Here is a 5,633-nt window from a genome sequence, read left to right on the forward strand (position 1 = left end):
CCGTCGGCGTCGATCGCGCCGGCGAGCGCACCGGCGATCAGCGGGCCGGCACCCGCACCGAGCTCGAGGCCGCCCGCGACCACGGTGTCGAGGGCGGCGCCCAGCGTGGCGCCGAACTGTGCCGCCACCGCGCCCCCGGCGCCCAGCCCGGCGGACAGGGCCGCACCGAGGGCGACGGCCAGCTGACCGGCCAGGTCCAGGTCACCGAAGGCGATACCGCCGAGGTCCAGGTCGGCGAGGGAGAGGCCGGACAGGTCGACGCCCCCGAACCCGATACCACCGAGGAGACCGCCGAAGTCGAAGTCGCCCAACCCGATTCCGCCGAGGTTCACGCCACCGAGGCCGAGGGCACCGCCCCCGACGTCGATACCTCCGAGGTTGATGTCACCGAGGCCCAGCCCACCGAGGCCGAACCCGACACCGCCCCCGGCGCCACCGCCGACGGCCCCGCCGATCGCTCCGCCGCCGGCACCGATGGCACCGCCGGCACCGATGGCACCGCCGGCACCGATGGCACCGCCGGCACCGATGGCACCGCCCAGGCCACCACCGGCGGCGCCGCCGGCAGCGAGGCCGGAGTCGGCGACGAGCGGAGCCGCGGCCGAGATGTGGGCGGGCGTGATCCCGGTGAGCCCGGCGCGGTCGATCGCGGCCTGGGGATCTCCGCAGTAGGTGTTGAACGCGTCCTCGTCGCGGAGCAGACCGAGGATGAAGTCGAGTACCGCATTGGTCGGCATGGCGTCGTTCCTTGCGTCGGAGAGATCGCAGTTCGATCCCGTGTCGGGTTCGACGCTAGGGAGCGGTGCGCTCCGGGACATCGGGGCAAATCCCTAGTCCTGTGGCGGACCCGCTGAACAGGGGGCAGACCCCGGATGTCAGGGGCAGCGGTAGGGGCAGGGGAGTTTTCCCCTAATCGCGGGCGAAACGCTAACGGCCGGGTCATGGCCCGCGACACACTCTGTGACGTGCAGCGCTCGCATCGGTCGCGGCACGCGCCATCAGACGAACACCCACGCCGCGCGAGTGGCCGGACGGTGATCGCCATCGACCACCCCCCGCGGGTGGGAACAGGAGCTGACCGACATGGGCATCACGATCGGTGTGAAGGTCGGAAGCGCGAACAGTGTCGCGGTCGTGGCCTCCGAACACTCGTGGGAGAACTCGCTCTCCGTGGAGACCGCCGGCCTGGTGGGTTCCGGCGACTTCCTGGACCGGGTCGGCGATCCGGTGCCGGTGCTCGACGACCGCGGACACAGCCGACCCGCCGCACAGATCCACGCCGAGGCGATCGCCGAGCTCCTCACCCGACTCGACCTCGCTGACCCCGTCGACCACCTGGCCGTCGTGCATCCGGACACGTGGACGTCGCAGGCGGTCGATGAGGCCCACGCTGCCCTCCTCGATCGGGACGACCTGCCGACGGGCGAGATCAGCTGGGTGCCGGAGTCGCGGGCGACGATGGCAGCAGTCGCGCACAGCGAAGGTGCCCTCGGAGAGGGCCTGGTGGTCGGTTACGACCTCGGCGCATCCGCGCTCACCGTCACCGTGCTCGCCGCCGGCGATGAACCCCACCTGGTGAGTCGGCCGCTGCGCCTCGACTCGATCAGCGGGAACGAATTCGACCGGCTGCTGTTGGCACATACGCTGCGGGTCACCGGTGCCGACGCCGAACTCGCCGATCCCGGTCGCGCCTCGGCGGTGCTCGACGATCTCACCCGGCTCCGCACCGAGTGCCGCGCAGCAAAGGAAGCGCTTTCGGTCGACACCGACGCGGTCGTCGACGTTCGCGTGGGGGGAACGAACACCGTCGCCCGGCTCGTCCGCGACGACGTCGAGGAGCTGGTCCGGGGACCGCTCGCGGAGTCGGTGGCCCTGATCCGTGAGGCTCTCGCGAGTGCGGGGGCCGACCAGCCGGGAGGACTCGCGAGCCCGGTGACGGCGATCGTGCTCGGCGGCGGGGGAGCGTCGATCCCCCTTGTCACCGAGATGCTGTCGGCAACTCTGCGCGTTCCGGTTCTCCTCGACCCCCAACCCGGATCGGCGTCCGCGGCCGGCGGTGCACTGCTCGGCCTGGCCGCGCTCGGCGCGCGTGCCTCCGCGGCGGTCGAGCCGACCACCGAGATCCCGGGCCAGGCGTTGGCCCCGTTGCCGGGGGAACGCCCGCTGCGCGAGATCGAGCCGGCGCCCAGCACCCCGGTCACGACGCCGGCCCCTCGTCTGTCCCGGCGCCGGAGAGGAGTCCTGATCACGGCGGGCGCCGCGGCGCTGGTGCTGGTCTCGGCCACCGGGCTGTCGGTGGGGACGGGCCTGGTCGGGTCCACCGGCGAGGCGACGCCGCCTCCAGCCGGTGCAGTGACGACGATCGAAGCGACCCCAGGAAAGCCAGGCCAGTCTTCGCCGACCGTGGCCGGCGCCGCGACCGGAACCCGGGCCGCCGAGGCCGCCACCGCCACCGGCACGGGTACGCGGGCCGCGGGCACCGGCACGGGAACCCCCGCCCCGCGACGGTCGACCGCCGCCGTCCCGGCAAACACCTCGGCGCCGGGGACCACCAGCGCGCCCCGCGGCGGACAGACACCCTCGACCGGCGGACAGGCGCCCGCACCGGCGGCCCCTCCTGCCGCGCCGGCACCGGTGGATACCGCTCCCGCGCCCGTCCCCGATCCGCAACCCAGCCCGGATGTGTCCGACCAGCCGAGCACCGGGGGCGGTGGCGGGGGCCGCCCTGGCGGTGTCCTCCAGGTGCCCGGCCGGATTCTCGACGGCACCGGTCAGGTCCTGTGTGGCGTCACCCGTGTCGTCTGCTGACGCGGGGCGGGTGACTGCCTCGCCGACCCCGACAGTCGGGGATCGCCGGGACCCGGTGTCGACGTGGGTCGACGCCGTCGTCGAGCGAGCGCGCACGAGGTTCCCGCTCTGCGCGGTTGTCGTCGGCATCCCGGGAAGCGGACGCAGCGCGCTGCTGAACGTCGTGCACGAGCGGTTGCGCGAACTCGACGTTGCGGTCAGCGTCGGCATGCCGACCGGAGGCGACATGGACGGAACGACGCTGGTACTGGCCGACGACCTCCACACCTGGCCGGGCGACCTCATCGCGCGGATGGCGACGATGATCGACGCCGGAACCCTCGGACTGATCGCGACGACCGAACCACGGGAAACCGATTCGGCAATTCGACTGGTGCTCGACCTCGCCCGCCGGTCGGGCGCGGTCCTCGAACTCGGCACGATGAGCACGGCGGACGTACTCGTTCAAGCCGCTCGAGCCGGTCTCACGCTCACGCCGGCGACGGCGTCGCTGATCCGACGACGCTGTGGTGGTGCGCGCAACGTCGTCACCGCTGCGTTGCGCGCGATCCGTGAGGAAGCTGCGGCTGCGGCGCCCGGGGAGACCGTCGACGAGCTGGTGATCGTCGAACGCGTGGCGCGCGACCGTCACCATCGTCTGCTCCGGGGCCTCGACCCGACGACACTGTCCGTCCTGGCCCTCGCATCATTGCGGGCGCCGCTGGACCCGGAGAGTCTCGCCGAGACGCTCGACGTCCCGTACGAGACAGCGGTCGAGGCACTCGACCGGGCGCGGGGGAGCGGGCTACTACACGGAGCCGACGTATTCGTCTCGGCCGCAGCCGATCCGCTGCGCGCAGTCGTCGGGAACCGGCGTCTCGCTCAGCTCCGCCGGACGTCGATAGCGGTGCGTCTGCGGGCGAGTGAACTGACCGTCGACGACGCGTTGCACGCGGCGGAATCGGGGATCGAGGACCCACGTCTGGTCGACACCCTGCTCGCCGGCGCGGCAGATGCCACCGCGGCGCGCGCGGTGGTCCTGCTCCGTGCCGCCGACCGTCTGGAACCGGGGCGTGACGACGTCCGCCTCCTGATGGCCCAGCGCGCCTTGGCCTCCGGTGATGTCGACGGAGCCGGTGAGGTCGCGGACCTTCGGCTCGAGTCGGCGCACCCCACGGAGAAGGGGATCGAACACTGGGTGGGAATCGCGGCTCTCGTCGCGGCCCACCGCGGCCTCGGTTCCCTCGCAGCCGATCTCTACCGTTGGCTCGGCCCGGACAACCTGGCGGCCGAATCCCTCTCGGCGGTCACGGCACTGGTGGGGGTCGGCGACCGGGAAGGTGCGGCGGCGGTCGCGGCCGTGGAAAGTGCACACCCGCCGGTGGGTGCTCGAGCGCTACGGTCACGGGCGGTCCGCGGTCTGCTCGCGTCGGTGTGCGCCGACCACGAGGACGGTGACGACGCGGTCGGTCTCGTGGTCCGCGGGCTCACGTCGGCCGTTCCGAGCGGGCGCGATCCCGCGATCGGGAGGACCCTCCATGCCGCGACCGCACTGGCGCTGAACAGCGGTGACCTCGACGCGGCCCGCGCGCTCCGGAAAGCTGTGGGTGACTGCGCCGCGGGAGCCCAGCTCGATGTCGAGATCGCGCTGACCGGCGGAGACCTCGATATGGCCACTCGTCTGCTGCCGGACGACGAGCCCGCCGGCGCGGTCGACCGGCTGCGGACGCACGCCGTCCACCTCGGCCTCGCTCGTCGCAACGGCGACTCCTCGGCGCTCGCTGCGTTGTGGACGGGGGCGCCGGCTCTGCTCGCCGCGACCGAGATGGACCTCTATCTCCTGCGACCCCTCGCCGAGTTCTGGCAAGCCGCCGCACGACTGGATCAGACGGCGTCGATCGACCGGCACGTCGCCGCGGCCGATCGCCTGCTCGAATCGCTGGGCAACCCGGTGACCTGGGCGGCGCCGTGGCATTTCGCCGGAGTCCAGGCCGCGGTCATCGCGCGGGATGCCGAGCTCGCAACCGAGCGTCGACGACTGCTCCAGGGAGTTGCCGGGCGCAACGCACACGCCTCGGGCCTCGTGGCGGCCGCCCGCACGTGGATGGCGCTCACCTTCGAGCCGGCCGGCAGCGTCGACGACGCGCAGGTGGCCGCCGCGGTGGCCACCCTTCGGTTGCGCGGACTGACCTGGGAGGCAAGCCGCTTGGCGGGGCTCGCGGCACTACGCACCGACGACCCGGGCTCGTCGGCGGACCTGCTGGAGACGGCCCGCTCGGTCGAGGCAGATCGTCGACGGCCCCGTCCGATCGACGGCCTGCTGACCGAGCGCGAGGCCGAGGTCGCACGAGAACTACTGCAGGGTTTCACCTACCGGGAGATCGGGGCCCGCCTGTTCATCTCGGCGAAGACGGTGGAGCACCATGTATCCCGTATTCGACGCCGAATGGATGCCGGTTCTCGCTCGGAATTGATGGCGGCATTGCGCGCCGCCGGATACAGTTGATTCCGCCGAATTCATCCCCACGAAAGAATTCAATTCATACCCACGTAAGGGCTCAATTCATACCCACATAAGAACAAAGTGAGGGTCGGGCGCTCTGTCCGGGTTGTCGCGTATCGATGTTGTTCGATCGCCGATTCACCAATTTCAATTGTGTGATGTGTTCCTCAAAGGGGGTGGTAGCCCCTGTTTTCTTTTGTTACATTCGCCGATGTCCATAAATCGAAATAAATGGAGGTCGGGAAAACGCATGAAACGTAATCTCATTCGTGCAACCACTGTCGGTGCGGCTCTCGGAGTCGCGGGACTCATCGCACCTACAACTGACGCTGCCGACGAACTC

General features: G+C 71.2%; 3 protein-coding genes. 2 read left to right on the forward strand and 1 reads right to left on the reverse strand.

Annotated features, from left to right (window positions below):
* Window positions 1-737, reverse strand: a 737-nt coding sequence (locus LQD00_RS17105; protein WP_232718329.1) for an IniB N-terminal domain-containing protein, incomplete at its 3' end; no start/stop codon positions are given.
* 346 nt (window positions 738-1,083) lie between these two features.
* Between LQD00_RS17105 and LQD00_RS17110 the strand changes: the two genes are divergently transcribed.
* Window positions 1,084-2,808 carry an Hsp70 family protein gene (locus LQD00_RS17110; protein ID WP_232718330.1) on the forward strand — a complete coding sequence of 575 codons (1,725 nt, stop codon included), beginning with the start codon at window positions 1,084-1,086 and terminating at the stop codon, window positions 2,806-2,808.
* A 10-nt stretch (window positions 2,809-2,818) separates the two neighbouring features.
* Window positions 2,819-5,293 carry a LuxR family transcriptional regulator gene (locus LQD00_RS17115; RefSeq protein ID WP_232718331.1) on the forward strand — a complete coding sequence of 825 codons (2,475 nt, stop codon included), beginning with the start codon at window positions 2,819-2,821 and terminating at the stop codon, window positions 5,291-5,293.
* The last annotated feature ends 340 nt before the right edge of the window (window positions 5,294-5,633 follow it).

The sequence above is a fragment of the Gordonia metallireducens genome (assembly GCF_021245825.1).
GTDB classification, from domain to species: domain Bacteria; phylum Actinomycetota; class Actinomycetes; order Mycobacteriales; family Mycobacteriaceae; genus Gordonia; species Gordonia namibiensis.

What these genes read in the sequence shown, in the direction of transcription:
- LQD00_RS17110 (WP_232718330.1), top strand. Translation starts at nt 1,084, where the DNA reads ATGGGCATCACGATCGGTGTGAAGGTCGGAAGCGCGAACAGTGTCGCG.